Here is a 26,873-nt window from a genome sequence, read left to right as displayed (position 1 = left end):
ATCGGCGGCCGCTGCGCAGCAGGTGCGGGGCGATGAGCACCGCACCCATGATCGCCACGATACGAGGCGGACGACCGGTTCCTCAACGAGTTGTGGGAGCAGGCGCAAAACGGCTGAACCGGTCGGTGCTTTCACGCCCCCCGGAGCGCGGTTCGCCGCTCCGGCTGAACGGGGCGCACTCCGGTGCCGTACTGGATGCCGTACCCCCTGTTCCCGCGCCCGCCGAGGAGACGCCCGGATGACTCGGATGACCGCCCGCCTGGGCGTCAGGGTGGCCGCCGCGGCGGCACCGTTGCTGCTGCTGCCGTGGGCGGCGGGTCCTGCCCGGGCCCACGGCGCCCCCACCGATCCGGTGAGCCGGGTCTACGCCTGCTCGCCGGAGGGCGGCTTTGCCCGCTCGGCGGCCTGCCGGGCCGCGATCGCGGCGAACGGCGCCCCGTTCACGGCCTGGGACAACCTGCGGGTGGCGGGGGTGGCGGGCCGCGACCGGCAGGTCATCCCGGACGGCAGGCTGTGCAGCGGGAACCTGCCGGCCTACCGGGGTCTCGACCTGGCCCGGCGGGACTGGCCGGCGACCCGGCTGGCAGCGGGCGGCCGGCTGACGCTGACGTACGCGTCGACCATCGCGCACACCGGCACGTTCAGGCTGTACCTGACCGAGCAGGGGTACGACCCGGCCCGGCCGCTGACCTGGTCCGACCTGCCGGAGCGGCCCTTCGCCGAGGTCACGGACCCGCCGCTGCGCGACGGCGCGTACCACCTGAGCGCGACGCTGCCGGCGGACCGGACGGGACGTCAGATGCTGTACACGATCTGGCAGAACAGCAGCACGCCTGACACGTACTACTCGTGTTCCGACGTGGTCTTCCCGGAAGGCGGGAAGGCCGCGGGGGCGGGGCGGTCCGCGCGGCGGGCGGCGTCGGTGCCGGCCGCGCCGCGCCCGCGACGCACGACGAAGACGGAAGGGACGGCGGGGGCGGCGGGGACAGCGGGGGCGGCGGGGACAGGGCGTCCGGAGGGTTCCGGAAGTCCGGCTCCCGTCTCGGGGCGGGGGGCCGCCGCGAGCGCCGCTCCGGTGGCGCAGGCCACGCGCGGCGGCTCCGGACCCTCGGCGCCCATGCTGGCGGGCGGCGCCACCGCGGTGCTGCTGCTCACCGGTGGCGCCGCCCTGGTACTGCGGCTACGCCGACGCTGAACCAGCCTTCCGGTCTGCCGGTTCACTCGGCCGGTCCGCTCGCTCAGTTCACGTAGACCCGGACGCCCGCGTCGGTGACGGGCGCGTACTTCGCCGTGAAGTAGCCGTTGGCGAAGCACAGCGACGAACCGGAGCTCTTGGTGAACTGCTGGTTGGTGAAGTTGATGCTGCTGTCGGCGTTGTCGGCCTTTCCGGTCAGGCTGGGCGCCTGGTACACGCAGGTCACGGTGCCCAGCAGGGTGCGCAGCTGGACGGTGGCCTGGATGACCGAACCGCTCGGGGGCGAGACGGTGAGCACGCCGCCCGAGGTGATCGTCGCGGAGTACGGCAGGTTGTTGATGGTGACGCCGTTGACCCCGAGGACACCGGTGACGTTGCTGGTGCAGGTGCTGCTGTTGAAGGTGTGCGCGGTGACGGACTCGGTGGCCGTGCCGGGCGCGGTCGGGTTGCCGGTGACCTTGGCGGTGAACTGGGACGCCGTGCACTTCACGCCGCTGGTGCCGGTCGCGCTGGAGTAGAAGTTGGCGGTGGTGCCGGTGGCCAGCGGCGCGGTGAGGGTGTCGCCGACGGCGACGGCGGTGCCGCCGGTGCTGCCGGTGGTGAGCACCGTACCGGCCGCGGAGGCGGGGGTGGCCCAGACGAGGGCGAGCGCGGTGGCGCTGCCGGCGAGGGCGAGGAGCGAGCGCGTACGCATGCGAGTGCCTCTCTTCCTGAGTGGGGGGACAGATGAGGTGAGGTGGGGGGTGGAGGGTGGTGCCGATGGTGCCGCCGCAACGGGGCCGTCGCGCCTTCTCCGTACACGGCGGACCCGTGACGGCGGCACACCGGGCACCGGCCGAAGGCCTCGGGGGAAAGGCCTCCGGCCGGCGCCGGACAAGAGGGCGGCCGAGCACGGGAAAAGGGGGAAGCCACCGTGCCGGAGCCGCGCTGAGGTGGAGCGGTTGCCGTGACAGGGCCGGGAACGCGACGGGTGCCGCGCCGATGGATGCGACGGGCGCCGCGCCTTGGGCGCGGCTGGTGCCGCCTGCCGGATCCGGCGCCACGGATCCGTGGAAACAGGGGAAGTTGTAGACCTGATTAACCGTCAGCGTCAAGGCTGTAAAGGCGAGTTGTGGCACGCGAACGCGGTGCGCGCACATCCGACACCCTTTTTCCACAACTCCCTTGACCCTTCAAAGTAACCGGCGGTAACTTCCTGGAAAAGGCTACTGCCGCGTAACGAGAGAGCCCTTGCCCCCGCCGGGAGTCGCAAGGAGGCGTGCGCGGCAGCCGCTGTCCGCGCCAGGACACCGCGCCACTGAAGCCCAACCCGCATTGATCCATGCCCATGGGAGCAGACATGGCCTCGTCCCCGGACGTCCCGTCCGCCGGCAACACCCCCGAGAACTCGGGAAGCGACACCGCGTCAGAGACTCCGTCCGCCGCCGCGCCCCCGGCGGGCGGCGAGCGGCGAGGGCGGGTCCGGGCCCGCCGGGCCGCGGTGATGGCGGTACCCGCCACCCTGGTCGCCGCCACCCTCGCCGTACTCACCGCGCAGGGCGCGCTGGGCGTGCAGTTCGCCATCTCCGGCATGCCGTTCACCGTCACCGCGACGGAGCTGAACGGCACCGGGTTCGAGCAGTTCGGCGGACTCGACAACATGGCGGAGGGCAGCCCGAACGCCGGGGACACCGGCGGCCAGGTGCTGATCGTCACCTCCGCCATCAAGAACGCCACGCTCACCAAGCTGTGCCAGAGCGTCGACCTCGGCGGCACCAACCTGCTGATCACCGCGGGCGGCGGCAAGACCAAGGTGTCGGCGACCGACCTGACCACCGACTCCACCGTGCTGTCCGGAGACGCGGAGTTCAACAACATCGAGATCGGCAACGACGCCAGCACGCTGAACAAGGCGAACGTGAAGGGCCCGCTCGGGGTCTTCAGCCAGCAGGCCGACACCGTGCGCATCGCCAATCTGCGGCAGACGAACTACGCCACCACGGCCGGCGTGTTCAAGCTGCCGGGCCTGCACCTCGGCTTCAGCGACAAGGGCTGCTGATCGCCGTGCCGGACCGTCCTCGTCGGGGACCGAGGCCCGCCTTCCGCGGATGGCGGGCCCGCCGGCCGTTCTGGGGCGGGCTGCTGCTCGCGCTCGGCGGCGGCGAGATCCTGCTCACCGAGAAGGCCTCGCTGAAGGTCGTGCTGCACATCGGCATGCAGGGCCTGGCCGGCTATCTGCTGCCGGCCCTCATGGTGCTGCTGGGTCTGCTGATCCTCTTCAATCCCTCGCAGCGGCTCTTCTACTCCCTCACCGGCGTCCTGCTCTCCCTCGGCACCTGGCTCACCTCCAACCTGGGCGGCTTCTTCATCGGGCTGCTCCTCGGCGTCACGGGCAGCTGCCTCGCCTTCGGCTGGCTCCCGGACCAGGAACCGCGGGTCAGCCGCCGCAAGCGCCGCAAGCGGGCGCGGGCGGCGGCACGCGGGCTGAGGTCCGAGGGGGCGGAAGGGGCGGCCTGACGGTCGCGGGCGCCTCCGGCGGGACGGCCAGGGCAAAGGAGTTCCCCCGAACGGGTGACGGGGGAACTCCTTTGCCCTGGCCATGCGTTCATCGACCAGCCGGACGGCGCACGGGCGCCGTGCGGGTGAGGCGGCGAGCGACGAGTCCGGGGACTTCTTCGAGGAGGAGGGCGGCGGGGACGGGGACTTCTCCGAGGAGAAGGGCGGCGGGGACGGCGGCTGACCGCTCAGCCGGTGGTCGCCGATGGCTCCTGAGCCGCCGGTTCGGCGGCCGGCCCGCCGGCGGAGCCCTGACGGCCGTTCTCGTCCTTCATCGCCTTGGCCTCGCTCTTGAGGATGCGCATGGACTTGCCCAGCGCACGGGCGGTGTCGGGGAGCTTGCGGGAACCGAACAGCACGAGGAACACGATCGCGACGATCAGCAGATGCCAGGGCTCAAGTCCGTTGCGGAGCATGACCGCCCCCTTTCCTGTCTCACCTTGCAGCGACACTTGCTATGTTGCGCAACTTTACAACCCGAGTGGCTCTGCCTGCACCGGGCGTCGCTCGCGGCGCATTCTCACGGCGGTGAGGGCGAGGCCGTAGAGGGCGAACACCGCGGCGAGCGGCGGATAGCAGGCGGCGGGCAGCGCGGTCATACCGAGCGCGGCACCCGGCGGGCTCGCCGGCAGCACGAGGCCGACGGCGGCGAGCACGGCCGCCGCCCGGCCGACCGGTCCGGGGCGCCCGCCCGCCGCCGGCCGGCGGCCGCCGCGCAGCAGGAGCATGACCAGGGCCTGGGTCAGCAGGTTCTCGGTGAACCAGGCGGAGTGGAACACGGCCTGGCCGTCCGGGCCGCCCAGGCCGTCCACGCCGTGCGGGGCGAAGGCGAGTATGTCGAAGGTGGCGAGGTCGGCGAGGGCGTTGAGCAGCCCGAAGCCGGTGATGAGGCGCAGGAAGGAGGGGGGCCGCAGCACGGTCGGCCGGCGCAGCGCCCGGGCGTCGGGGCGGTCGTGGGCGAAGGCCAGCTGGGCGGCGTCGGAACACAGGTTCTGCACGAGCACCTGGACCGGGAGCATCGGCAGGAACGGCAGCAGCGCTCCGGCGGCGAGCATGGCGAGGACGTTGCCGAGGTTGGAGGAGAGCGTGACCCGGAGGTAGGAGGCGATGTTGGCGCTGCTGTACCGCCCGGCGGTGACGGCGTGTCCGATCGCGGTGAGGTCCTTCTCGGCGAGCACCACGTCGGCGCTCTCCCGGGCCACGGCCACGGCGCCGAGGGGTGCAAGGCCGACGTCGGCGGCGAGCAGGGCGGGCACGTCGTTGACGCCGTCACCGAGGAAGCCGACGGTGTGCCCGGCCGCGCGCAGCCCGGTGACGATCCGCGCCTTGTCCTCGGGGGTGCAGCGGGCGACGACCGTGGTGGCCCCGGCCGGGACGGGGCCGGTGCCGGCGCCGTCCGCGGCGAGCCGTACCTCGCCGGGGGCCAGTCCCAGGTCGCGGCAGGCGCGGGCGGCGGTGCCCGGATGGTCGCCGGTGAGGACGTGCACGGTGACGCCGCGGGCGGTGAGGGCCCGGAGCGACGCGGCGGCACCGGGGGCGAGTTCCTCGCGGAAGGTGACGAGGCCGCGGAAGGTGAGGCCGCGCTCGTCGGCGGCGGCGTAGGGGCGGGTGCGGGCGGGCCGTTCCGCGTCGGCGACGGCGAGCACGCGCTGTCCGGCCGCCGCCTCGCGCGCGGCGAGGCCGAGCAGCCGCCGCCGTTCGGCGGGCGGCAGGTCGCAGCGGTCCAGGACGTCCTCGGGGGCGCCCTTGGTGAGCAGGAGGTGGTGCCCGGGCCGGCCCGCGACGACGACGGTGGCGAGGCGCCGACCGGGGTCGACGGGCAGCGCGGCGACGCCGTCGTGTTCCGCGCCGGCCGCCCCCGGTCCGCCGGAGGCCGCCAGCAGGGCCTCGTCGAGGGCGTCGGGGGCGGGCAGTTCGGCGAGCTGGAGGGTCCACCAGGCGATGGCGGCCGCCCGGTGCAGCGGCTCCGGGTCGTCGCGGCCGTCGGGTCCGAGCGAGCGGGCGAGGACGGGGCGGTCCTGGGTGAGGGTGCCGGTCTTGTCCACGCACAGCACGTCGATCGCGCCGAGGTCGTGCAGCGCGGGCAGCCGGCGTACGACGACCCCGTGGGTGCGGGCCAGCAGGGATGCGGCGCGGGCCAGGCAGGTGGTGACGACGACCGGGAGCATCTCCGGGGTGAGCCCGACGGCCACCGCGACGGCGAACGGCAGGGTCTCCAGGCCCCGGCCGCGCAGTGCGGCGCCCAGCATGAGGACCAGCGGCGGGGTGAGCAGCATGAACCGGACCAGCACCCAGGCGATGCCGCGCACGGAGCGGTCGAAGGCGCTCGGCTCGCGGCGGTCCGGCGCCCGCCCGGCGGCGGCGAAGCGGGTGCGCGCCCCGGTCGCCACGACGACCGCCGTGGCGCTGCCCGCGACGACCGCGCTGCCCTGGAAGCAGAGCGCGGACCCCGGTTCCGCCCGCGGGTCCGGCAGGTCGGCGGCGGCCTTGGGCACGGGCGCCGACTCGCCGGTGAGCGCGGCCTGGCGCACGGTCAGTCCGCGGGCGCGCAGCAGTCGTACGTCGGCCGGGACGAGGTCCCCCGGGCCGAGCCGGACGACATCGCCGGGCACGAGGTCGGTCACCGGGACCTCGCGGGCGCACGGCGGGCCGGTGTCGTCGGCGCGGCGCAGCACGGTGGCGGTGCCGGCGACCAGGTCGCGCAGGGCCGCCAGGGCGCCGTCGGCCCGGCGTTCGCCGGCCGCGCGCAGCACACAGCCGACCGAGACCAGCGTGAGGATGACGGTGGCGGTGCCCCAGGAGGCGACGCACGCCGAGACCAGGCCGAGGGTGAGCAGGACGGCGGTGAAGGGATCGCGCAGGCCGCGCACCCAGCGCAGCGGCCAGGAGGGCGTGCGGTGGAGAGGCAGGGTGTTCTCGCCGACGGCGGCGAGCCGGACGGCCGCCTCGGCCTCGGTGAGTCCGCGCGGACCGGTGTCCAGCCGTCGCAGCTCCTGGAGCAGGGTGCCGGTCGGCGGTTCAGAGGCCACGGAGCCTGCGGGCCGGTACGGCTTTGGGCGCCTCCCGTTCGGCGAGCCGCCCGACGAGGAGGCGTACGACGTCGACGACGGCGGCCTGTTCGGCGGTGTCGACGTAGTACACCTGGCGGCGGCCCTCGCGGCGGGAGCGGACGAGTCCGGCGAGTTTGAGCTTGGTCAGGTGCTGGCTGACGGCGGGCAGCGCGCCGCCCACCCGCTCGGCGAGCCCGGTCACATCGCTCTCGCCCTGGGCCAGTGCCCAGACGATGTGCAGCCGGGCGGGCGCGGCGAGCAGCCCGAAGGCGGCGGCCGCCGCGGCGAGCACCTCCGCGGAGGGGTCCTGGTAGCCGGTACCGGGCGCTGTCGCCACTGTCGCCTTCCTCCCGCCGCGTCGCCGCCGTGTTCCGCGCATGTCTGCCGTGTCTGCCGTGTCGGCGGACACAGTCTAGATCTCCGGAACTTCCCGGCCGCCCCGTTAGTTTCTACGTTGCTGTAGAAATAGCCGCCGGTGCCGAGGGGCGCCGGTCGGCCGATATCGAGGAGTGGACATGGCCCTGTGGGACCGCGTCAAGGAGTCGGCGTCGCAGATGCAGACCCAGCTGGTGGCGAAGAAGAACGACCTGAAGAGCGGTGCGTTCCGGGATGCGAGCATGGCGATGTGCGCGCTCGTGGCCGCCGCCGACGGCACGGTGGATCCGTCGGAGCGGCAGCGGGTGGCGCAGCTCATCGCCACGAACGAGGTGTTGCAGAACTTCCCGGCGGACGACCTGCGCCGCCGTTTCGAGGAGAACCTGAACAAGCTGACGACCGATTTCGCCTTCGGCAAGGTGAGCGTGCTGCAGGAGATCGCCAAGGCGAAGAAGAAGCCGGCCGAGGCGCGGGCCGTGATCCAGATCGGCGTCGTCATCGGCGGCGCGGACGGCGACTTCGACAAGGACGAGCAGGCCGTGGTGCGCGAGGCGTGCTACGCGCTGGACCTGCCGCCGCACGAGTTCGACCTCTGAGCGTCCGGTGAGCGCGCGTGGATGAGGGCAGGCTCGACGGCCTCGGCCGTGCCCTCGTCCGCACCGGGCCGACGAGGGCGCACCGGGCTCACAACTCCGCGAGCCGGGGCAGCAGCCGGCTCGCCGTCTCGATGTCGTCGGTCAGCGGGCGGTCCGCCAGGCCCGGCGGGAGCGCGGCGGCGGCGAGGGTGAAGGCGGCGAGCGGGGGCGCTGCCGGATGGAGGCGCAACGCCCGCACGGCGGCGACGAGTTCGCAGGCGAGGACGGTGGCGTAGGCGGCGCCGGCCCGTTCGGTCTGGCGGGCCGCCTGCCCGGCGAAGCCTGCGGCCTCCTCCAGGCCGTGGGAGAGAACGGCGTGCCCGGCCGACGCCGGCGCGGCGGCGCCGGCGCGCAGCTCGGCCAGCGCGGAGTTGGCGGTGTACTCCAGGATCATCGTGCCGGAACTGCCCGCCGGGCCGGTGGCGAGGAAGGCGGGCAGGCCGGTGAGGTCGGGGCGGCTCAGCGCGGTCAGGCGCGCGGCGGAGAGCTGCGCGGTCTTCAGCAGGGCGAGGTTCAGTCCGTCAAGGGCCAGGGCGAGGGGTGCGGCGAAGAAGCCGCCGTGGTGGTAGAGGTGGCCGTCGGGGGTCAGGACCGGATTCTCGGACGGGCAGTTGATCTCGACCTCGACGATCCGGCGCAGCGCGGCCGAGGCGTCCAGGGCGGCGCCGTGCACCTGCGGGAACGCCCGGAAGCCGTACGGGTCCTGGATCCGGCGGCCCCCGGGCGTGAGCCCGTCCGGTGCGAGCGCCGTCGGGCGGTCGGGCAGACCGAGGAGCCGCCGCACTTCGCCGGCGGCGCGGGCCGGCCCCGGGTAGGGGCGCAGGGAGTGCACCGGAGCGGCGTACGCCTCCGGCGATCCCGAGGCAGCGGCGAGGGACAGCGCGGCGACGGCGTGGGTGGCCCGCAGAAGCAGTTCGGTCCCGTGCCCGGCCAGCGCGGCCTGTGCGAGGGCCAGGGCGTTGCTGCTGAGCAGCGCGAGGGCGTCCCCGGCCCGGAGGGTGACCGGGACGGGCAGCTCCCCACCGGACCGCTCGTCGGCACCGACGGCACCGGGCGATCGCCCTTGGAGTTCTCCGGCCACCGGTGCGACCGCGGCCGGCGCCGGTGCCGACGCCCCTGCCTGCTCCGCCCCGCTGCCGCCACCGACACCGAGGGGAGCGGCACCGGCCTGTGCGCCCGCTCCGGGGGCCGGCCGCTCGCCCGGAGGATCCCCCGCCACCGGCCGGCGCCGGTCGCCCCGGGCATCCCCCGTCGGCCAGGACTGGTGCGCCGGCGAATCGCCGCTCGTCAGCCAGGGCCGTTCGCCGAGCAGGGTCAGGCCGGTCTGGGCCAGGGCCGTCAGGTCGCCGGTGCCCACACCGCCGTACTGGTTGACCGCCGGGTGGACGCCGAGGCGGAGGGCGTCGGCGAGGGCGGTGACGAAGGACGGGTGGATGCCGGAGCCGGCAGCGAGCAGCTGATTGGCGCGGACGGCGAGCATCGCGCGGACCTGGCGGGCCGGCAGCAGCGGGCCGCCGCCGCCCGCGTGGCTGCGCAGCAGACGCAGACCGTGGGCGGTCTCCTCGGCCGGGTCGACGGCGACGGAGCGGTGCGCGCCGACGCCGGTGCCGCGCCCGTACCAGCGGCCCGTGGCGGCGAGCCGGTCGGCCGTCTCGCGGGCCCGTCGGACCCGGTCCAGGGCCCCGGGGTCGACGGCGGGTACGGCCGTGGCGTCGGCGAGCCGGATCAGGGCGGGCAGCGTGAGCCCGCCGCCGTCGAGCGGGACGCGGGTGTCCCCCGGCTTCGGGGGCACCCGCGTCGGCACGTCCACGGTCGTTCCGTGCGGTGCTGCGTCAGGCGAGACCCGCGGACTTCAGCCAGGTCTTGGCGACGTCCAGCGGGTCCTTGTTCTCTGCCTGCACCTGGGTGTCCAGGTCCAGCAGGGTCTTGGTGTCGAGCTTCGCGGAGACCGCGTTGAGCGCGCTCACCCCCTCCTTGGACAGTGCGCCCTTGTAGGCGAGCGGCTGGACGTTCGCGAAGCCGAAGAGGTTCTTCGGGTCCCGCAGGACGACGAACTTCTCCTTGGTGATGTTCGCGTCCGTGGTGAAGATGTCCGCGACCTGCACGGCGTCCTTCTTCAGCGCCGCGAGCGTGAGCGGGCCGCCGGCGTCCAGCGCCTTGAAGGACTTGAACTCCAGGCCGTAGACGGACTTCAGGCCCACCAGGCCCTGCTGCCGGGTCTGGAACTCCGGCGAGGCGCCGATGACCAGGTCCTGGGCGATGTCCTTCAGGTCCGCGATGGTGGACTTCTCGGTGAGGTGGTACTTCTTCGCGGTGGCCGCGTTGACCGTCACCGAGTCCTTGTCCTGTGCCGGCGCCGGGTCCAGCAGCGTGAGCTTGGAGTCCAGCTTGGCGTTGATGGCGGCCGTGGTGTCCGCGAGGCTCTTCGGGGCGGTCTTCTGGTCGAGGTAGGCCAGCAGTGAGCCGTTGTACTCGGGAAGGACCGATATGGAGCCGTTCTTGATCAGCCCGTAGGTGGTCTCGCGACTGCCGATGTTCGGCCTGTAGGTGACCTTGATCCCCTTGGCCTTGAGCGCCTCGCCGTAGATGTCCGCGAGCAGGGTGCTCTCGGGGAAGTTGTTGGACCCGACGACAACGCTGTCGCCGCTCGACTTCCCTTCGGCGAGGGGGTTGTCGGACTTGCCGTCGTCGGAGGAACAGCCCGCCAGCAGAGCCGTTGCCGCCGCGAGGGCGACCGCCGCCGCGCCTCGGTTCCCCCGGATGGACCTGCTGATGTGGGTCTTTGAATTCACCCGACGATCCAATCCAGCCGGTTCTCGGTCAGTCAAGTGCCATAGATCACCGATTGGCCTCGATCTGTCGTCAGATGTGCACAGAGCGGGGTCACTTTGTAACGAATTCTTGATGAAAGGCGAGCCGATCGAGTCCCCGGAAGGCCTTAGTCTCGGGCCAGTTGGCATCGACCACGGCGGTGCGCGGGGCCCGCTCCGGTGTCGTGACGCAGGCGTTCCGGAGGCGACGGCGCTGCCGGTGCGGAGGGCGGCCACGCCCTCAGGTCCGGGGCGACGGCTCCCCCGGACGAGACACCCATGAAGGAGGCCCGGTGTCCACGAACCAGGTGGACGCGCCCGACCGGCACGCCCCCGCGCGGGGCGGTGCGGGGGGCTTCGCCGACCGCTGGCCGTTCCGGCGCAAGCTCAACCTGCTCGTCGGCATCCCCCTCGCGGTCATCACGGGCCTGCTGGCCTATCTCTTCACCGATCTGGCGCAGCAGGCGTCCAGCGCGTCCGCCGCGGCCCGGCTGGTGCGGGACAGCACCCAGGTGGCGCGGCTGGTGGACCGGGTGGAGGCCGAGCACCAGCAGGCCATCCTGCTGTCGACGCGCTACGAGGCAGGGGACGCGCGGCCGTCCACGACCGCCTACCGCGCGGCGCAGCAGGCGGTCGACTCGCAGGTGGCGAAGGTGCGTACGGCCTTCGGCGGGCAGCTGCCGCAGAGCGAGGCGCGGGCGCTGCGCGGGGTCGAGGGCCTCACCAGTCTGCGCACCTCGGTGGAGCAGGCGTATCTGCCGGCCGACAACATCGACCCGGCCTACGCGGGCGCCGCCCAGGGCCTGATCGACGGACTCGGGCTGGACCGCGACGCCGACCTCGCCGCCACCTTCACCGGCGGCCTGCTGGACTCCCTGCTGCGCGCGGACGCCGCGCACGGCGCCTTCGAGACCAACGTGTTCGCCGCCACCACGGGCGACACCAACGCGCTGATCGAGTTCACCAGCGCGGTCGGCGCCCACGACCTCTACGCCGACCAGGCCGCCCGCTTCGGCCGGTTCGCCACCGAGGCGCAGGCCGCGCGGCTCGAAGGGATCGAGCACACGGACGCGCAGCGCGAGATCGCCGACGCGTACGCCGAACTCCAGGTCGGCATGGGCCGCCCGCAGCCGGACGGCCGCGACGAGATCCGGCAGGCGGTGCGGGACGCGCTGGCGGACTACCCCGCCTACCCCGAACAGGCCGCGGCGCGGCTGAAGATCACCACCGGGCTGATCGGCGAGATCGCCGACCGGGCCGACGGTGCCGCCGCCTCCGCCCGGTGGCGGGCCGGCCTGCTGCTGAGCGGCGCGCTGATCGCCTTCGCGCTGTGGATCGCCTTCGCGGTGCTGGTGCGCCGCTCGGTGATCCGGCCCGTGCAGGCGCTCACCGGAGCCGCCCGCGAGGTCGCCGAGGTGGCCGGGCGCGAGCTGGCCCGGGTCGCCGCCGACGACGCCGAGGACGACGGGCCGCCCCGGCTGCGGGACATGCCGGTCACGGCCCGCGACGAGATCGGCGACCTGGCCACGGCGTTCAACCGGGTGCAGACCTCCGCCGCGGCGCTGCTGGAGCGCCAGGTGCTCAGCCGCCGCAACACCGCCGAGATGTTCGGCAACGTGGGCCGCCGGGTCAGCAACCTCACCACCCGCCAACTCGCGCTGATCGACGCGGTGGAACGCGGCGAGACCGATCCGGCGCTGCTGGAACGGCTCTACTCCATCGACCACATCGCCGTACGGCTGCGCCGCAACGCCGACAGCCTGATGCTGCTGGCCGGCATCCGCGAGACCGTGCTGGACGGGGGGCCGACGGCGCTGTCGAACGTCGTACGGGCCGCGCTCGGGCAGATCGAGGGCTATCAGCGGGTACGGCTGTACGCCGCGTCGGACGCCATGGTCGCGCCGGACGTCATCGGCGACCTCACGCTGATGATCGCCGAACTCCTGGAGAACGCCGTGTCGTTCTCGCCCGAGGGCAGCCCCGTGGAGGTCACCGTCCGCTCCGGCGGCGGGGACGCGTACGTGGTGGTCACCGACCACGGCCTCGGTATGAGCGCCGAGCGGCTCGCCGAGGAGAACGCCCGGCTGATCCGCCGGGAGCGCCTCGACCTGGTGCCGACGAAGGTGCTGGGCCTGTTCGTGGTGGGCGCGCTGGCGCGTCGCTGGGAGACCGGTGTCGAGCTGACCCGGACGCCGGGCGGCGGTGTGACGGCGGAGGTGACCCTGCCGGCCTCGCTGCTGCTGCCGCCGGGCGCGGGGGCGCCGGGGCGGGCGCCTGCGGCCGGTCCGGCCGCCGCTGCCGGGGTGTCGGGTCCGGTCCCGGCGCGGGGCGCGCTGCCGCCGGCCGGGACGCCGGACACCGCCCACGAGAAGGCGCCGGCCGACGGCACGAGCGCGGACGGGCCCGCAGGCGCGGAGCACGGCGGCTCCCTCCCCCGCCGCATCCCCCGCCACGCTCCCCGCCCGCCCGCCCCGGCGGCCGGGGACCCGGACCCGGCCGCTGCCGCAGGGCGCGACCCGGGCGGCGAGCCCGACGGGCCCGTCGGGCTCGCCGCCCCCGCCGAGTCGTCCGCCGGGCGCCCGCTGCGCCGCCGGGTGCGCGGGGCCACGCTGCGAAGCACCGCCGGTCCCGCGCCGGGCATGGCGCGGACCGCCCGGACGCTGGACGCCGAGGCCGTGCGCAGCGAGCTGGAGGAGTTCGAGGAGGCGGTGGCGCGCGCCCGGCGGGAGGGCGACACGGGCGGCTTCACCCGCCCCGCCGGCACCTCCCCCGAACCGCGCCCCCGCCCGGAGCCCCCCGCGCACAGCGCCCCCACACCACCGACCCGTTCTCCGCACCCCCCGAACCACCCCCCGGAAGGAGCCGAGCAGTGAGCACACCGACAGGTGACCACGCGTCGGGCGGCACCACGCCGGCCGACCTGCAGGCAGCCGCGGCCGACTTCACCTGGCTGCTGAACCGCTTCGCGACCGAGACGGCCGGTGTCGTCGACGCCATCGCCGTGTCCTCCGACGGTCTGCTCATCGCGGTGTCGCAGCTGCGCGAGCACGCCGACTCCGAGCGGCTCGCGGCGATCGTGTCCGGCATCACCAGCCTGGCCGCCGGCGCCTCGGGCAACTACGGCCTCGGCGGCCTGAACAAGGTCATCATCGACCTGGAGGGCGGACACGTCATCGTCTCCGCGATCGGCAGCGGCGCCGTGCTGGGCGTCGTCACCGGCAAGGAGGCCAAACTCGGCAACATCGCCTACGAGATGACGCTGTTCGCCAACCGCGCCGGTGCCGCCCTCAGCCCGCAGCTCGTGCTGGAGCTGAAGAACAGCGTGGGCGCGGCGGCGGCCGGCTGAGGAGGAGAACGCTGCCATGGCGGACGGCACCCCGCCCCCGGCCCCGGTCGGCCCCGCCTCCGCCGTGCGGCCGTACCTGGTCACCGCCGGCCGGGTGGCGGACGCCGCCGCCGGCCCGGCGCTGCCCGTGGAGACCCAGGTGGTGGCCACCGCCGACGGTCTCGACGCGCTCGGCCGGCTCTCCTTCGAACAGCACGACATCGTCGCCGCCTGCCGGCTGCCGCAGTCCCTCGCGGAACTCGCGGCCCGGCTGCGGCTGCATCTCAACGTGGTCCGCGTCCTGGCGGAGGACCTGCGCGGGGAGGGCCGGCTCGCGGTGTACGTGCCGGACGCCGAGGCCACCCACGACGCGTCCGTCCTGCGCAGGGTTATCGATGGCCTGCGGGCCATCCCCGACTCCCGAGGGGTACCGAGTGACACCGACTGAACCGCTTCCGGCCCGGGGCCCGGCCGCGCCGGGGGCGGTACGGCCGCCGCTGCCGGTGAAGATGGTGATCGCGGGCGGCTTCGGGGTGGGCAAGACCACCGCCGTCGGCGCGATCTCGGAGATCGAGCCGCTGACCACGGAGGCGTCGATCACGGAGGTCGCGGCCGGCGTGGACGACCTCACGCACACCCCGCGCAAGACCACGACGACCGTCGCCATGGACTTCGGCTGCATCACCATCGACCCGACGCTGAAGCTGTACCTGTTCGGCACGCCCGGACAGGAGCGGTTCGGGTTCATGTGGGACGACATCGTGGAGGGCGCGGTCGGCGGGCTCGTCATCGTCGACACCCGCCGCCTCGACGACTGCTACGCGGCCGTCGACTACTTCGAGCACAAGGGCATCCCGTTCGCGGTGGCGGTGAACGCCTTCGACGGGACGGTGGAGCACTCGCTGGACGAGGTCCGCTGGGCGCTGGACGTCTCCGCCGGTGTGCCGGTCCTGGTGTTCGACGCCCGGGAACGGGGCTCGGTGCGGGACGCGCTGCTCGTCGTACTCGAACTGGCGCTGGCCCGCACCGAGCGGTAGCCCTCAGGTGCCCCGGCGTACTCCCGGGGACACGGCGAGCCGGGACGCCGCCCAGAACACGGCGAGGGTCGCGAGGGCCAGCCCGGCGACCAGGCCGGCGCCGCCGACGACCTTCTCGTAGTCCTTCTGGTAGAGGCCGTCGATGATGTACCGGCCGAGGCCGCCGAGGCTGACGTAGGCGGCGATGGTGGCGGTGGAGACGATCTGGATGGCCGCCGTGCGCAGGCCGCTCAGGATCAGCGGGAGCGCCACCGGCATCTCCACCTGGAACAGCACGCGCGACTCGGTCATCCCCATGCCCCGGGCCGCGTCCACCGGGGAGGGGTCGACGGAGCGGACCGCCTCGTAGGTGGTGACGAGGATCGGCGGGACGGCGAGCACCACCAGCGGGATCATCACCGGCAGCAGGCCGAAGCCGATCCAGATGAACATCAGGATCAGCAGGCCGAAGCTGGGCAGCGCCCGGCCCGCGGTGGCGATCAGCGCGAGGGCGTTGCCGCCGCGGCCGTAGTGGCCGGTGAGCAGGCCGACGGGCAGTCCGATCGCGGCGGCGATCAGGAGGGCTTCCAGCGAGTACCTGAGGTGCTCGGCGAACCGGGTGGGGATGCCGTCGTACCCGTGCCAGTGGGCGCTGTCGCTGAAGAAGGCGTGCGCGAAGCCGAGGACGTTCACCGGACGGCCCCCTTGCGCGGCATCCAGGGGGTGAGCAGGAAGCGGACGAGGACCAGCGCGGCGTCGGCGAGGATGCCCAGCACCGCGATGGTCAGCACCGAGTTCACGGCGAGGGCGGGGCGGTGGTAGGTCTGGGCGTCGTACAGCATGTTGCCGAGGGCGCCCTGGTTGCCGATGAGCATGCCGACGCTGACCAGGGAGATGCTGGACACGGTCGCCACCCGCAGGCCGGCGATGATGGCGGGTACGGCGATGGGCAACTGGACCTGGAAGTACCGGCGTACGGCTCCGAAGCCCATCGCCTGGGCGGCGGCCAGGGTCTCCGGCGGCACCGAGCGGACGCCGTCCACGATCGCCGGGACCAGCACCACCAGGCTGTAGAGGGCGAGCGGGATCATCACGGTCGTCTCGCTCTGGCCGAAGTAGTCGATGAGGACGACGAAGAAGGCCAGCGACGGGATGGCGTAGAGCACGGTGGTGATGCCGAGGACGGGCGGGTAGATCCAGCGGAACCGCACGCACAGCTGGGCCACCGGCAGCGAGGCGAGGAGTCCGGCCAGCACCGGCAGCAGGGCCTCGCGCAGATGGAGCCCCACGAGTCCGAGGTAGCTGTGCTGGAGGTCGCTGGGGAGGTCGAAGAAGCCGTTCATCGCCCGGCCTTCACCTCGGCCTGTCGCGCCACCCGGCTGTGGGCGGCGCGGATCGCCTCCCCGATGACCTGCTGGGAGACGACGCCGACCGCGCGTCCCTCGCCGTCCGCCGCGACCGCCCATCCGGTCGGCGAGAGCACGGCGCCGTCGAGCGCGGTGCGCAGCGAGTCGGTGCCGGGCACGAACGGCCGCCCGTGGTCGAGGAGCGCGTCGGGATCGATGCCGCCCGCGGTGAGCCGGTCCGGCTCGCTCCAGCCGAGCGGCCTGCCGTCGAGGTCGGTGACGAGGAGGTAGGGCTCCGTCGCGAGGGTGGCGATCCGGTCGGCGTCGGCGTCGAGCGGGACGATGGGCGCGGTCCGCAGTTCGAGGCCGGCGGACGGGAAGAAGGAGAGCCGGCGGATGCCGCGGTCGGCGCCGAGGAAGTCCTCCACGAAGGCGTCGGCCGGCGCGCTGAGCAGTTCGGCGGGCGGCGCGAACTGGGCGAGCCTGCCGCCTTCGCGCAGCACGGCGACCTTCGTGCCCAGTTTGATCGCCTCGTCGATGTCGTGCGTGACGAAGACGATGGTCTTGCCCAGTTCGTCCTGGATGCGCAGGAGTTCGTCCTGGAGTCCCTTGCGGACGACGGGGTCGACGGCGGAGAACGGCTCGTCCATCAGCAGCACCGGCGGGTCGGCGGCGAGGGCGCGGGCCACGCCGACGCGCTGCTGCTGGCCGCCGGAGAGCTGGTACGGGTACCGCTTGGCGAGCGCCGCGTCCAGGCCGACCCGCTCCATCAGCTCGGCGGCCCGGGCGCGCGCCTTCTGCTTGGTCCAGCCGAGCAGGCGGGGCACGGTGGCGATGTTGTCCAGGATGGTGCGGTGCTGGAAGAGCCCGGCGTTCTGGATGACGTACCCCATCGACCGGCGCAGGGTGTTGACCGGCTGCTGCCGGATGTCCTGGCCGTCCAGGAGGATGCCGCCCTCGCTCGGCTCCACCATCCGGTTGATCATCCGCAGGGTCGTCGTCTTGCCGCAACCTGAGGGCCCGACAAGGACGGTGATCGCGCGGTCCGGTATGTCCAAGGACAGCCGGTCGACCGCGACCGTGCCGTCCGGGTACCGCTTCGTGACTGAATCTATCCGTATCAAAACGCCGCGTACCCTTCGGGGCCGACCGATCCTGGGCTGATGCGGGGAGAGTCTAGACCGCAACTGTTTCAATTCTTTGGCGGGAGCGCGTTCATCGCGGGGCCTTCACACCTGGCGGGCCGCCCCGCGACGCTGAACCGCTCGCGGTGGATCCGCCGCTTCGGTACGGCTGTGTCCCGCGGGTCGCGCGGCGCCGCGGCCACCGGGTGCCCCGGAAGGGGGGATCGCCTCCGGGGCCGCCGCCTAGCATGGGCGCCATGCCGTTACTCGAGCACCATGATCACCAACTGGCGCTGCTGTGCCGCCAGTTGCCCCTGCTGCGCCGTCTGCACCAGGGACCGGTCGGCGCGGCCGGCCGCCGGCTCGTCGAACAGGCCGTACGGGCGGCCCGGGCCGGCGAGCCGGTCGAGGCGCACCTCGGCGCACTCGGGCTGCTCGACGCGGCCCCGGACGAGGACGAGGTCGAGGAGCGGACCGGGACGGACTCCCGCTCCTCCCGGCCGACCCGTGTCACCGACGACCGGCCGCACACCGTGCCCGGGGCGCATGTCTGCCCGCGCGATGTCTGCGCCCGGCGCGAGCGGCGCCGCCCCGACCAGGAGCTTCCGGTGTGCGAGGTGTTCGACCTGGCCCTGCGTTTCGACGCCGAGAGCTGAGCGGGGGCGGCGGTGCTCACGGGGCTCGTCACGGACGTCGGCCGCAAGCTCGCCGAGCGCTGGGCCGCGGCGCTGGTGCTGCCGGGACTGGTGTTCACCGCGGTCGCGGCCACCGGACTCACCCTGGGGCAGCGGCACTGGGCGGACCCGGAGCCGCTGCGGCACCGCCTGCGGGTGCTGACCGGCGGCGGACCGGGCTCCACGCGGACCGCGGTGCTGCTGCTCGGCGTGCTGGCCGCGTCCTTCGCCGCCGCGCTGCTCGCGGACGCGCTCGCGGGACCGTACGAGCGTGCGCTGACGGGCAGTTGGCCACGCCCCCTCCGTCCGCTGGCCCGCCGGCTGACCGAGCGCAGACGGCGTGCCTGGGACAGCCGTGACGAGGTCTGCGCGGCCACCCGGGACACCGGCGCGCGGGCCGAGCGGGAGGCCGAGCGGAACGCGGTGGCCCTCGTCCGGCCGGAGTGCGCCACCTGGACCGGGGACCGGCTGCGCGCCCCCGCGGTCCGGATCCGGCTGCACTACCGGGTCGAACTCGCCGATGTCTGGCCCCGGTTGTGGCTGCTGCTGCCGGACACCACCCGGCTGCCGCTGGCCGAGTCACGGCAGCGGCTGGACGAGGCGACGCGGCTCGGCGGCTGGGCGGTGCTGTACGGGCTGCTGGGCGCGGTGTGGTGGCCGGCCGCCGTGGCCGGGGCGGGCGCCGGCCTTGTCGCCTGGCGGCGCGGGCGGGAACGCGCCGAGGAGTACGCGGAGTTGGTGGAGTCCGCCGTGGACGTCCACCTGCCGGAGCTGTTCGAGCGGTTCGACGAGGAGACCCGCCCCGTGCGGGCGAGCCTCGGCCGCACGGTCACCGAACGGTTCCGTAAGGGAGCGGGCGCACGGCGCCGATGACGTTACGGAACGCGCGGGGCATGCCCCCCGCGTGGACAGGGGGTACGGACCATGACGACGGACAGCACACCGGGACGGGGGCGCACGGACGGCGACGGAGGGGCGGACGCGGACCGGCTGGCCGCTCGTGAGGGGTTGCTGCGCGCGGTCCGCGGGCGCCTGGACCGGTTCGGCGGGCCGGAGGGCGCCTCGCTGCTGCAGACGGAGGAGGCGCTCGCCGAGACCGAGGCGCTGCTCGGTCATCTGGTGACCGGCGCGGCGGCCGGCGGCCCTGCCGTGGACCGGGAGGTGGCGTACACGCTCGGCGTGGCCCTGCTGCTGCGCGCCGACGGGCGCCGCGCGTCGGGCGAGGGCGAGGGCGACGCCCGGACGGCCCTGCTGCTGCTCGGCCCCTTCCACTGCCATCTGCCGGACACCCCGGACGTGCTGCCGCCGCCGCTGCGCGCCGGGCTCGACGAGCTGCTGGGCAGCGGCCGGCCGGCGGATCCCGCCGCCGCCGTCCAGGAGCACGCGGCGTCCCTGGTCAACCTCGGCTGTCTGCTGCTGGAGCTGGGCATCGGCACGGCCTGGCCGGAGGCGCTGGAGGCGTGCGCCGAACTGACCCGCGGGGCACTGCCGCACCTGGCGCCCCAGGGCCCCGACCGCGGGGTGGCCGGCTGCAACCTCGGCTACGCCCTGCTGGCGCTCGACGGCGGCCCCGGCCACGACGGCACGGGGCACGGCGCGTCCGCCCCGGCGAGCCCCGATCACACGACATCCGCGCCGGACCCGCACCACCGCACCGGCCCCGGCACCCCGGACCGGCTCACCGAAGCCGTCGCCGTGTTCCGTACCGCCCTGGCCGCCACTCCCCCGCGGCACCACAACCACCCCCGCTGCGCGGGCGGCCTCGCCCACGCGCTGCTGGCCAGCGCGGCCCGGGCCGAGGACCCTGCCCTGCTGCCCGAGGTGATCGCGCTGCTGCGGACGGCCACCCGTGGCGCCGGCCCGGACGACAGCAACGCGGCGCGGATGTACTCCGACCTCGGCTACGTCCTCACCCTGCACGCCGTGGACGCCGAGCGGGACGAGGAGACGCCGCCCGAGGTGCGGGAGGAGGCCGTCACCGCGCTCCGCCGGGCCCTGGACCTGACGCCGCCCGAGGACCGGGCGGCGGTCCGCACCCATCTGGACCGGCTGGCCCGTGCCGCGCTGATCGGCATGGGCCGGGCCGACCGGGCCCGCGCGGCCGAACTCGCGGCGGACGCCGCCGAGGCGTTGCGCCGGCTGCTCGAACTGACCCCGGCGGGCCACCCCGAACGGGACGACGTCCGGATGCGGCTGACCGTCAACCTGATGGCCGCCGGGCGCCCCCAGGAGGCGGTCGGCCTGCTCGCCGCGGCCGACCCGGTCTTCGGCGGCGACCCGGAGCTGATCGGCGAGGCCGCGGCGCGGCTGCGCGCGGAGGTCCTCGACCGGTCCGGGCCGCCCGCCAGGACCGGCCTCACGCCCGAGCGGCAGGCCGACGCGGACGCCATCGACAGCATCGTGCACGCGGCGATGTCCGGGGAGGACGGCAACCACCCCCTCGCCGCCGTACTGAACCTGCTCGGCATGGGCGCGCAGCGCGGCGGCGGGACCGGCCAGGCGATGATGGACTTCGGCAAGCTGGTCCTCGGCCACCCCACCCGGTCGTCCCTGGACGACATCGTGGGCCGCGCCGTGGAGCTGGAGCTGACCCGCCTCGCCAGGATGCCCGAGGCGGCACGCGCACAGGCCCTCACCGAGATGCTGCGGCACGAGGCCCCGGACCCCGCACCGGCGGCCCCGGTCGACGACGGCGCCCTGGACGAGATCCTCGGCGTGTACGACCGGCTGCTCGCCCTCGCGCCGCCGGACTCCCGCGAACACCGCCTGCTGCGCACCGGCCGCGCCACCCTGGTCCTCATGCGGGCCATGCACGCCCCGGGGGACACCGCGGCCCGCCTGGAGCGGATGCACGAGACACTGCCGCTGCTGCGCGAGATGTACGAGGAGATGCCGGGGCGGATCGAGGACCTGGGCCTCAGCTCCGACCTGTTCGCCGGGCACGCGGCGCTGGCCTTCGCCGACGACTCGCCGTTCGCACACGTCCAGGCCCTTGAGGACGGCGTCAGCGGCGCCCGCCGCAGGCTGGCCCTGCTGACGCCGGACACCCCGGAGTACGACGAGACCCGCAGGACGCTTGCCCTGCACCTGTTCACCCGGCACGGGCTGTGGTCGGAGGAGGCCGACTACACCGAGGCCGAGGCGCTCGCCCGGGAGCTGACCGCCGGTGCCGGACCGGACTGGCCCACCACGCTGCTGCTGCAACGGTGGTCCTCCACCGCGCAGCACCGCGTCCAGCGCGGGCGCCTGCTGGAGGCCGCGCCGCTCGCCGCGGGGCGCTCGCCCAGCCTGTTCACCCGCCTCGCCTCGGACGGCGCCGCCCAGGCGATGGACCGGCACGACGCGCAGGAGGCGCTGGAGACCCTGGAGGACGGCCGGGCCCATCTGCTGTCCACCGCGCTCAACGCCCGCCGTGAACTGGCCGCGCTGCACGGCGCCGACGCCGCCCTGCACCGCCGGCTGCGGTCCGCGCTCGACCGGCTGCGCGCGCTGCGCCGCGGCGGGGAGCCCGGCCGCTGGCCCACTCCGGAGGAGACCGCCGCGCAGCGCGCCGCGGGCGAGGACGCCGCCCGCGTCATCACCGAGCTGCAGCGGCGTCCGGGCTTCCAGCGGTTCCTCACCCCGCTGCCGCTCGGCCTCGACGATCTGCGCCCCGCCGCCGCCGAGGGCCCGGTGGTGAGCGTCAACGTCCATCCGCGCCGCTGCGACGCGCTGGTGCTGGGCCCCGACGGGCTGCTGCCGGTGCCGCTGCCCCGACTGGGCGCCGCCGACCTCGCCGCCCAGGCCGAATCCTTCCGGCTGGCCGTCGGCACGCTCGCGGCCGGACCCCGCGGCCCGCTGTCCGCAGGGGCGCGGGCGGTCTTCACCGGCACCCTGGCCTGGCTGTGGGACGTGCTGGCCGAACCGGTCCTGGACGCGCTGGGGTTCACCGGACCGCCCCCGCCCGGCACGCCCTGGCCCCGGCTGTGGTGGGCGCCGTCCGGGGTGCTCAACGCCTTCCCGCTGCACGCGGCCGGGCACCACGGCCCGGACGCGCCCGCGGGCGCGTGCGTCCTGGACCGGGTGGCCTCCTCGTACACGCCGACGCTGCGCGCGCTGCTGTTCAGCCGGGCCGGCCGGCGTACGGCGGCGGGCCGGCGCGGGGTGCTCGCGGTGGCGCTGCCCCAGACGCCGGGGCAGGCGCCGCTGGCCCGGACCGTGGCCGAGGCCGGGGCGGCGGTCGCGGCGAGCGGCGGCGAGCGGCTGATCGGGCCGGCCGCCACCAGGACGGCGGTGCGCGAGGCGCTGCCGGACGCGGCCGTGGTCCACTTCGCCTGCCACGCCGACAGCGATCCCGAGGACGTGCGGGCGGGCCGGCTGCTGCTCGCGGACGGCGACCTGTACGTCGGCGAGCTGGCCGAACTGCACCTGGACTCGGCCGAGCTGGCGTATCTGTCGGCCTGCGGGACGGCTCGCGGCAGCACGTCCCCGGCGCTCGCCGACGAGGTCATCCATCTCGCCTCGGTCTTCCAGCTGGCGGGCTACACCCAGTCGGTGGCCACGCTCTGGGAGGTCGGGGACGCCTTCGCCGCCGAGGCCGCCGCCGCGTTCCACCGCGCCCTGGCGCCGGCCCTGCCGGATCCCGCCCCGCTGCCCGCCGCGCTGGCCCTGCACGACACGGTCCGCGCACTGCGCGCGGCCGACCCGCGGCGCCCGTGGACGTGGGGCGCGCTGGTGCACGCCGGTGCCTGAGCCCGCCGGTTCAGCGGATCACCGGCCCCTCCTGCGGCGGCGTCCCCTGCCGGGTGTGCGGCCGGGCCGCGAGGATGGCCACGTCGTCCTCCGCGTGCCGGGCGTCCAGGCGGTCGACGATGCTGTCCAGGACGGCTTCGACGGCGTCCGCTGCGGTGAAGCGCAGGGCGGCGAGCCGCGCCAGGGAGTGGTCGATGTCCTCGCCGCGGTGCTCCACGAGCCCGTCGGTGAACAGCACGAGGGTCTCGCCGGGCGCCACCCGGTGGGTGGCCGACTCGTAGCCGCCGAGTCCGGTGCCCAGCGGTGGCCCGACCGGCACGGCCAGCAGCCTGGCGGCGCCGTCCAGGCCGATCAGCACGGGCGGCAGATGGCCGGCGCTGGCCAGCGTGATCTGGCCCCGGCCGGGGTCGACACGGGCGAGCAGGCAGGTGGCGGGCCTGCGCTCGTCCTCCCCGGAGGCGATGTCGTCCATCTGCCGCAGCACCCGGTGCGGGGGGAGGTCGGCGGCGGCGATGTAGCGCAGCGAGGAGCGGTAGGCGCTCATGTCGACGGCGGATTCCAGGCCGTGCCCCATGACGTCGCCGACGACCAGCAGGGTGCGGCCGAAGTGCAGCCGGACGGTCTCGCACCAGTCGCCGCCGACCAGGGTGCGCGAGCCGGCCGGCAGATAGCGGACGGCGACGTCCAGGTTGGGGTGCGGCCGGCCCGGCTCGGCGAGCAGGGCCCGCTGCAGATCGCCGGCGGTACGGCTGACCTGCTCGTACACCTCGGCGTGCCGGAGATGGGAGGCGGCGCGCTCGGCGAGCAGGGCGAGCTGTTCGGTCTCCACCTCGCCCAGCGGTTCGCCGGAGCGCGCCCACACCAGGACGCCGTACCGGTCGTCCCCGGTGGTCAGCGCGGCGCACAGGGCGGCTCCGGCGCCGCCGCGGCCGACGTACTCCAGCCAGGGGTCGGGGGCCGCGTCGACGGCCGGTACGCCCAGCTCACGGGCCGCGGCGGCGGCCCACCGGGCGTCGGGCAGCAGGGCGGCGTCCCCGGTGATCGCGTCGTACCCGGAGACGGTGTCCCCGGTGCGGCGCAGCACGGCGGCGGCTCCGCCGGCCAGCCGTACGGCGGCCCTGGTCAGCTCGGTGCAGGTGGTGTCCGCTTCGAGGGTCGTGCCGATCCCGGCCAGGGCCTGGCGCAGCACGCTCAGCCGCGCGGCGGCCTCCGCGGCCCGCTCGGGGCCGCCGGAGCCGCGCCCGCCCGCACCGGGGCCGCCGCCGTCGAGGGGCAGGGGCTTGCGCCGGGACTGGATCCACCGCGCTACACCCAACACCCTCACAGAATCTCAAACCGGGGCGAACCGGGCATCAGCCCCGGCTGCCCCACCGGTCCCGGCCACCCCGGGCAGGAGCGGATCACCGCGCGCCCGGCGGTGCGGAACCCCGGCGGGGGCCCGGCCCCCGGTGCCGGCCTGGGCCGGGAACCGGGCGGGAGCGGCCCGCGCCGGACTGCTCGGACCGGGCTCAGCTGTTCGGGGAAGGAGCCGGCCGCTGTTCGGGGAAGGAGCCGGCCGCGCGGGCCGTGACCGGCTCAGCCCTCCTCGGGGGCCAGCCGCAGCGAGATGGAGTTGATGCAGTACCGCTGGTCGGTCGGGGTCGCGTAGCCCTCGCCCGCGAAGACGTGCCCCAGGTGGGAGCCGCAGCGGGCGCAGCGCACCTCGGTGCGGACCATGCCGTGGGAGCGGTCCTCGATCAGCTCCACCGCGTCGGTGTCCTTCGGGTCGAAGAAGGACGGCCAGCCGCAGTGCGACTCGAACTTCGTGTCGGAGGTGAACAGTTCGGCGCCACAGGCACGGCAGGAGTAGACGCCCTTGGTCTTGGTGTCCGTGTACTCACCGGTGAAGGCCGGCTCGGTGGCGGCCTGGCGCAGCACGGCGTACTCGGCCGGGTTCAGCTCCGCGCGCCACTGCTCGTCCGGCTTCTCGACGTCGTACGACATGAGCTCTCAGCCCCTCTTCACTGCGACAGGCGGTCCAGGATCAGCGGGCCCAGGTCGGTCACATCGCCCGCGCCCATGGTGAGAACGAGATCACCGGGCTTCGTCATTCCCGCGATCACCTCCGGGATCTCCGCCTTGTCGTGCACGGTGGTCACGTCGGCGCCTGCCGCGCGCGCGGCCTCGATGATCAGCTCGCTGGTCACGCCGGGGATCGGGTCCTCGCGGGCCGGGTAGATGTCCAGGACGGCGGAGGCGTCGGCGAGGGCCAGCGCCTGCCCCATCTCCTTGCCCAGCTCCTGGGTGCGGGAGAAGAGGTGCGGCTGGAAGACGACGAGGATCCGGGCGTCACCGGCGGCGCCGCGCATGGCCTCCAGGTCGGCGGTCATCTCGGTCGGGTGGTGGGCGTAGGAGTCGATCACCTGGACGCCGGCCGCCTCGCCCTTGAGCTGGAGGCGCCGCTTGACGCCGGTGTAGGCGGCGAGCGCGGGAGCCAGCCGCGCGGCCGGGACGCCGAGGGCGGCACCGGCGGCGAGCGCGGCGACCGCGTTGAGGGCGTAGTGCCGGCCGGGCACGGACACCTCGAAGCTCAGCTCCTGTCCGTCCAGCACCGCGGTGACCCTGCTCTTCAGGCCCTGCGGGACGATCGACGGGACGCGTACGTCGGCGTCCTGGGCCTCGCCGTAGGTGACCACGCGCACCCGGCCCGCCGCCCGCACGCGCCGGGTCAGTTCCCGGGCGCCCTCGTGGTCGGCGGAGACGACGAGGGTGCCGCCGTCGGTGACCCGGTCCACGAACGTCTCGAAGGACGCGTAGATCTCGTCCATGGAGGCGTAGTTGGCGTGGTGGTCCAGCTCGACGTTGAGGACGATGGCGACCTCGGGGGCGTACTTGTGGAAGCTGCGGTCCGACTCGTCCGCCTCGGCGACGAAGATGTCGCCCTCGCCGTGCAGCGCGTTGGAGCCGGGCGCGTCCAGGTCGCCGCCGATGGCGTAGGAGGGGTGCAGGCCCAGCTCGGACAGGGAGACCGCCAGCATGGAGGTGGTGGTGGTCTTGCCGTGGGTGCCGGCCACGGCGATCGGGCGCAGGCCCGTCATCAGCGCGGCCAGCGCGTCGGAGCGGTGCACCACCGGGATCCCCAGCTCGGCGGCGCGGGCCAGCTCCGGGTTGTCCTCGCGGATCGCCGACGAGACGACGACACAGCTCGCGTCGTCGGCGAGGTGCTCCGCCGCGTGCCCGAGGTGCACGGTCGCGCCCAGCGCCCGCAGCGCCTCGGCGGTTGCGGAGTCCTTGGCGTCGCTGCCGGCCACCCGGGCACCGCGCTGCGCGAGGATCTTCGCGATCCCCGACATCCCGGCGCCGCCGATGCCGATGAAGTGCGGTCGGTCCATGGCGGCAGGAAGGCCGGGTGCCATGCGTTTCTCCCCAGAGACGGTACGGGCTAGAGCATGCCTAGCCTATGCGCTGAGGCGCCGGGCTCCTCGCAGCGAGGGGGTGGCGGGCCGGACCGGGGCCGCGCGAGCGGCCACGACGCACCCGCACAGACCCGCCGGCGCACCCCGCCCCCCTACGCCTCGCTGTGCGAGAACAGCTTGAGCACCGGCACCCCCACCTTGTGCCGGGCCCGCGAGGCCCAGTCCCGGTGGAAGAACTCCTCCACGTAGTGCGGATCGGTGAGCACGATCACCTCGTCGGCGTCGACCTCGGACACCAGGCCCTTCAACGCGTCCAGCGGGTGGTCCTCGACCAGCTGTCCCGCGGCCGTGCTCCCCGTCGAGCGCAGGGCCTGGAGCGAGACGTCCAGGGCCCGCCGTCCGACGCTCAGCGCCTCCTGGCCCTCCGGGGTCTCCCGCTCGCGGACCGCCTCGTCGAGTTCGCCGAGCGCGATGTCGTCGATGGCCCGCAGCAGCCGGTCCGCCTGGTCGCCGCGGGGCTGGAGCAGTACGTAGAAGGTGACGGGCTCGTCCCCGTGCAAGGTGGTGACGAACTCCACGTCGGCGGACGTCAGGGCCTTCTCGATCATCAGAACGCTAGTGAACACCAGGCGCCTCTTCTCCTTAGAGGGCCCGGCCGGGCC

The 26,873-nt window shown here is 74.6% G+C and carries 25 protein-coding genes; 12 read left to right on the top strand and 13 right to left on the bottom strand.

Features of this window, described 5'->3' with window-relative positions:
• The first annotated feature begins 238 nt into the window (after positions 1–238).
• Positions 239–1,195: a lytic polysaccharide monooxygenase gene (locus tag ACF073_RS06070; protein ID WP_392067147.1), complete on the top strand. Its 957-nt coding sequence runs from the start codon at positions 239–241 to the stop codon at positions 1,193–1,195.
• A gap of 43 nt (positions 1,196–1,238) precedes the next feature.
• Here the strand turns inward: ACF073_RS06070 and ACF073_RS06065 are convergent, their stop codons facing one another.
• Positions 1,239–1,889 (bottom strand): Tat pathway signal sequence domain protein, encoded by a 651-nt coding sequence (locus ACF073_RS06065; RefSeq protein WP_392067146.1) that lies wholly within the window; start codon positions 1,887–1,889, stop codon positions 1,239–1,241.
• Positions 1,890–2,534: 645 nt separating this feature from the next.
• Between ACF073_RS06065 and ACF073_RS06060 the strand changes: the two genes are divergently transcribed.
• The 3 genes from ACF073_RS06060 to ACF073_RS06050 all read left to right on the top strand — a co-directional run bounded on the left by ACF073_RS06060 (position 2,535) and on the right by ACF073_RS06050 (position 3,914).
• Positions 2,535–3,233, top strand: a complete 699-nt coding sequence (locus ACF073_RS06060) for a DUF6230 family protein (protein ID WP_392067145.1) — start codon at positions 2,535–2,537, stop codon at positions 3,231–3,233.
• A 5-nt stretch (positions 3,234–3,238) separates the two neighbouring features.
• Complete coding sequence (locus ACF073_RS06055; protein ID WP_392067144.1) at positions 3,239–3,691, top strand: DUF6114 domain-containing protein; 453 nt, start codon at positions 3,239–3,241, stop codon at positions 3,689–3,691.
• A gap of 82 nt (positions 3,692–3,773) precedes the next feature.
• On the top strand, positions 3,774–3,914 hold the full coding sequence (locus ACF073_RS06050; protein ID WP_392067143.1) for a hypothetical protein: 141 nt from the start codon (positions 3,774–3,776) through the stop codon (positions 3,912–3,914).
• A 4-nt stretch (positions 3,915–3,918) separates the two neighbouring features.
• Here the strand turns inward: ACF073_RS06050 and tatA are convergent, their stop codons facing one another.
• From tatA to ACF073_RS06035, 3 genes are read right to left on the bottom strand one after another with little or no spacing between them, the layout of a single operon-like run.
• The gene (tatA, locus tag ACF073_RS06045; protein ID WP_392067142.1) at positions 3,919–4,146 is read right to left on the bottom strand and encodes a Sec-independent protein translocase subunit TatA; all 228 of its coding nucleotides are present in this window, start codon (positions 4,144–4,146) and stop codon (positions 3,919–3,921) included.
• 54 nt (positions 4,147–4,200) lie between these two features.
• A complete protein-coding gene (locus ACF073_RS06040; RefSeq protein ID WP_392067141.1) occupies positions 4,201–6,759 on the bottom strand; it encodes an HAD-IC family P-type ATPase in 2,559 nt (852 codons plus the stop codon).
• Positions 6,749–7,117 (bottom strand): ArsR/SmtB family transcription factor, encoded by a 369-nt coding sequence (locus tag ACF073_RS06035; protein ID WP_392067140.1) that lies wholly within the window; start codon positions 7,115–7,117, stop codon positions 6,749–6,751. The genes ACF073_RS06040 and ACF073_RS06035 overlap by 11 nt, the downstream gene beginning before the upstream one ends.
• A gap of 178 nt (positions 7,118–7,295) precedes the next feature.
• On the opposite strand from ACF073_RS06035, the gene ACF073_RS06030 reads away from it, so the two are divergent.
• Positions 7,296–7,751 (top strand): tellurite resistance TerB family protein, encoded by a 456-nt coding sequence (locus tag ACF073_RS06030; protein ID WP_392067139.1) that lies wholly within the window; start codon positions 7,296–7,298, stop codon positions 7,749–7,751.
• An 88-nt stretch (positions 7,752–7,839) separates the two neighbouring features.
• On the opposite strand, the gene ACF073_RS06025 is transcribed toward ACF073_RS06030, so the two are convergent.
• Together ACF073_RS06025 and ACF073_RS06020 are read right to left on the bottom strand one after the other, a co-directional pair.
• Positions 7,840–9,600: an aromatic amino acid lyase gene (locus ACF073_RS06025; RefSeq protein ID WP_392067138.1), complete on the bottom strand. Its 1,761-nt coding sequence runs from the start codon at positions 9,598–9,600 to the stop codon at positions 7,840–7,842.
• A gap of 22 nt (positions 9,601–9,622) precedes the next feature.
• Entirely contained in the window at positions 9,623–10,582 is a 960-nt protein-coding gene (locus tag ACF073_RS06020) for an ABC transporter substrate-binding protein (protein ID WP_392067137.1), read from the bottom strand.
• A gap of 311 nt (positions 10,583–10,893) precedes the next feature.
• Between ACF073_RS06020 and ACF073_RS06015 the strand changes: the two genes are divergently transcribed.
• The 4 genes from ACF073_RS06015 to ACF073_RS06000 are packed head-to-tail and all read left to right on the top strand — an operon-like array spanning position 10,894 to position 14,962.
• The gene (locus ACF073_RS06015; RefSeq protein ID WP_392067136.1) at positions 10,894–13,473 is read left to right on the top strand and encodes an ATP-binding protein; all 2,580 of its coding nucleotides are present in this window, start codon (positions 10,894–10,896) and stop codon (positions 13,471–13,473) included.
• Positions 13,470–13,946 carry a roadblock/LC7 domain-containing protein gene (locus ACF073_RS06010; RefSeq protein WP_392067135.1) on the top strand — a complete coding sequence of 159 codons (477 nt, stop codon included), beginning with the start codon at positions 13,470–13,472 and terminating at the stop codon, positions 13,944–13,946. Before ACF073_RS06015 ends, ACF073_RS06010 begins: the two co-directional genes overlap by 4 nt.
• Positions 13,947–13,962: 16 nt before the next feature.
• Positions 13,963–14,373, top strand: a complete 411-nt coding sequence (locus ACF073_RS06005; RefSeq protein ID WP_392067134.1) for a DUF742 domain-containing protein — start codon at positions 13,963–13,965, stop codon at positions 14,371–14,373.
• Positions 14,360–14,962, top strand: coding sequence for an ATP/GTP-binding protein (locus ACF073_RS06000; RefSeq protein WP_392067133.1), 603 nt, complete (start codon positions 14,360–14,362; stop codon positions 14,960–14,962). Before ACF073_RS06005 ends, ACF073_RS06000 begins: the two co-directional genes overlap by 14 nt.
• Positions 14,963–14,965: 3 nt before the next feature.
• Here the strand turns inward: ACF073_RS06000 and ACF073_RS05995 are convergent, their stop codons facing one another.
• Genes ACF073_RS05995 through ACF073_RS05985 form a run of 3 tightly spaced genes read right to left on the bottom strand, consistent with a single transcriptional unit; the run spans position 14,966 to position 17,411 of the window.
• Complete coding sequence (locus tag ACF073_RS05995) at positions 14,966–15,634, bottom strand: ABC transporter permease (protein ID WP_392067132.1); 669 nt, start codon at positions 15,632–15,634, stop codon at positions 14,966–14,968.
• Positions 15,631–16,284 carry an ABC transporter permease gene (locus ACF073_RS05990; RefSeq protein ID WP_392067131.1) on the bottom strand — a complete coding sequence of 218 codons (654 nt, stop codon included), beginning with the start codon at positions 16,282–16,284 and terminating at the stop codon, positions 15,631–15,633. The genes ACF073_RS05995 and ACF073_RS05990 overlap by 4 nt, the downstream gene beginning before the upstream one ends.
• Complete coding sequence (locus ACF073_RS05985; protein WP_392067130.1) at positions 16,281–17,411, bottom strand: ABC transporter ATP-binding protein; 1,131 nt, start codon at positions 17,409–17,411, stop codon at positions 16,281–16,283. Before ACF073_RS05985 ends, ACF073_RS05990 begins: the two co-directional genes overlap by 4 nt.
• A gap of 257 nt (positions 17,412–17,668) precedes the next feature.
• On the opposite strand from ACF073_RS05985, the gene ACF073_RS05980 reads away from it, so the two are divergent.
• Genes ACF073_RS05980 through ACF073_RS05970 form a run of 3 tightly spaced genes read left to right on the top strand, consistent with a single transcriptional unit; the run spans position 17,669 to position 22,816 of the window.
• Positions 17,669–18,067, top strand: coding sequence for a hypothetical protein (locus tag ACF073_RS05980; RefSeq protein WP_392067129.1), 399 nt, complete (start codon positions 17,669–17,671; stop codon positions 18,065–18,067).
• Positions 18,068–18,079: 12 nt separating this feature from the next.
• Positions 18,080–18,958, top strand: coding sequence for a hypothetical protein (locus tag ACF073_RS05975; protein WP_392067128.1), 879 nt, complete (start codon positions 18,080–18,082; stop codon positions 18,956–18,958).
• Between the two features lie 51 nt (positions 18,959–19,009).
• The gene (locus ACF073_RS05970) at positions 19,010–22,816 is read left to right on the top strand and encodes a CHAT domain-containing protein (protein ID WP_392067127.1); all 3,807 of its coding nucleotides are present in this window, start codon (positions 19,010–19,012) and stop codon (positions 22,814–22,816) included.
• Positions 22,817–22,826: 10 nt separating this feature from the next.
• Here ACF073_RS05970 and ACF073_RS05965 read toward each other — a convergent pair whose 3' ends face one another.
• From ACF073_RS05965 to ACF073_RS05950, 4 genes are all read right to left on the bottom strand, one after another.
• The gene (locus ACF073_RS05965) at positions 22,827–24,134 is read right to left on the bottom strand and encodes a PP2C family protein-serine/threonine phosphatase (protein WP_392067126.1); all 1,308 of its coding nucleotides are present in this window, start codon (positions 24,132–24,134) and stop codon (positions 22,827–22,829) included.
• Positions 24,135–24,391: 257 nt separating this feature from the next.
• A complete protein-coding gene (gene msrB / locus ACF073_RS05960) occupies positions 24,392–24,799 on the bottom strand; it encodes a peptide-methionine (R)-S-oxide reductase MsrB (protein WP_392067125.1) in 408 nt (135 codons plus the stop codon).
• A 17-nt stretch (positions 24,800–24,816) separates the two neighbouring features.
• Positions 24,817–26,211 (bottom strand): UDP-N-acetylmuramate--L-alanine ligase, encoded by a 1,395-nt coding sequence (gene murC / locus ACF073_RS05955; RefSeq protein ID WP_392067124.1) that lies wholly within the window; start codon positions 26,209–26,211, stop codon positions 24,817–24,819.
• A 152-nt stretch (positions 26,212–26,363) separates the two neighbouring features.
• A complete protein-coding gene (locus tag ACF073_RS05950) occupies positions 26,364–26,837 on the bottom strand; it encodes an indole-3-glycerol phosphate synthase (RefSeq protein WP_392067123.1) in 474 nt (157 codons plus the stop codon).
• Positions 26,838–26,873: the final 36 nt, after the last annotated feature.

It is taken from the genome of Streptomyces sp. NPDC015171 (assembly GCF_043079545.1).
Taxonomy (GTDB): Bacteria; Actinomycetota; Actinomycetes; order Streptomycetales; family Streptomycetaceae; genus Streptomyces.
This window is presented reverse-complemented; position numbering and strand designations above follow the sequence as displayed.

What these genes read in the sequence shown, in the direction of transcription:
- ACF073_RS06030 (WP_392067139.1), top strand. Translation starts at nt 7,296, where the DNA reads ATGGCCCTGTGGGACCGCGTCAAGGAGTCGGCGTCGCAGATGCAGACC.
- ACF073_RS06060 (WP_392067145.1), top strand. Translation starts at nt 2,535, where the DNA reads ATGGCCTCGTCCCCGGACGTCCCGTCCGCCGGCAACACCCCCGAGAAC.
- ACF073_RS05980 (WP_392067129.1), top strand. Translation starts at nt 17,669, where the DNA reads ATGCCGTTACTCGAGCACCATGATCACCAACTGGCGCTGCTGTGCCGC.
- tatA (WP_392067142.1), bottom strand. Translation starts at nt 4,146, where the DNA reads ATGCTCCGCAACGGACTTGAGCCCTGGCATCTGCTGATCGTCGCGATC.
- ACF073_RS06005 (WP_392067134.1), top strand. Translation starts at nt 13,963, where the DNA reads ATGGCGGACGGCACCCCGCCCCCGGCCCCGGTCGGCCCCGCCTCCGCC.
- ACF073_RS06065 (WP_392067146.1), bottom strand. Translation starts at nt 1,889, where the DNA reads ATGCGTACGCGCTCGCTCCTCGCCCTCGCCGGCAGCGCCACCGCGCTC.
- ACF073_RS06050 (WP_392067143.1), top strand. Translation starts at nt 3,774, where the DNA reads ATGCGTTCATCGACCAGCCGGACGGCGCACGGGCGCCGTGCGGGTGAG.
- ACF073_RS05990 (WP_392067131.1), bottom strand. Translation starts at nt 16,284, where the DNA reads ATGAACGGCTTCTTCGACCTCCCCAGCGACCTCCAGCACAGCTACCTC.
- murC (WP_392067124.1), bottom strand. Translation starts at nt 26,211, where the DNA reads ATGGCACCCGGCCTTCCTGCCGCCATGGACCGACCGCACTTCATCGGC.
- ACF073_RS05970 (WP_392067127.1), top strand. Translation starts at nt 19,010, where the DNA reads ATGACGACGGACAGCACACCGGGACGGGGGCGCACGGACGGCGACGGA.
- ACF073_RS06070 (WP_392067147.1), top strand. Translation starts at nt 239, where the DNA reads ATGACTCGGATGACCGCCCGCCTGGGCGTCAGGGTGGCCGCCGCGGCG.
- msrB (WP_392067125.1), bottom strand. Translation starts at nt 24,799, where the DNA reads ATGTCGTACGACGTCGAGAAGCCGGACGAGCAGTGGCGCGCGGAGCTG.